This window comes from Vibrio sp. 1978, from assembly GCF_033344345.1.
This window is the reverse complement of record NZ_JAWPOP010001070.1, coordinates 1-508: the sequence shown is the minus strand read 5'-3', so window position 1 is coordinate 508 and position 508 is coordinate 1. Positions and strand designations below refer to the sequence as shown.

Annotated in this window: 1 protein-coding gene; it reads right to left on the bottom strand. The window is 50.2% G+C overall.

The annotated features are described in order from the left end of the window. Window positions 1–508 (bottom strand): Ig-like domain-containing protein (locus R8N49_RS30705; protein WP_318190897.1); only part of this gene is annotated, 508 nt, incomplete at both ends.

The window sequence follows — 508 nt, the reverse complement described above, 5'->3', positions numbered from 1 at the left end:
TTTAAATGAGTACGTACCAACACTTGCTGTCCATTGGTATTCGTAAGGTGCACTGGTATCAATGGCGACGGATTGGTTGTTAACAAAGAATTCAACTTGAGTAACTACGCCATCAAAGTCATCAGCTTGAGCAGTGACGGTTAGGTTATCCCCCACACTCAGTGTTTCCGTACCTGTTGGACTAGTGAGAGTAATGCTAGGTGGCGGCAGCTCTACTTGAGGCTGAACGACGATAGCAATCGTTGTGGAGGTTACTGCGCCTTCATTGTCTGTCGCAATCGCGGTGAGTTGAGAAACGCCTTGGGCTGCAGTCCAAGATGCCTCAAATGGCGCTTGGGTGACGATAGCAACGGTTTGGTCACCCGCTAAAAACTCCACTTGTGTGACCTGTCCGTCCTCGTCGGACGCATCGGCTAACAGAGTAATGGCGCTGCCTTCAGGAATTTGCGCGTTGTTCGTTGGAGAAGAGAAGGACACTGTTGGCGACAGATTACTGTTTCCGCCATCG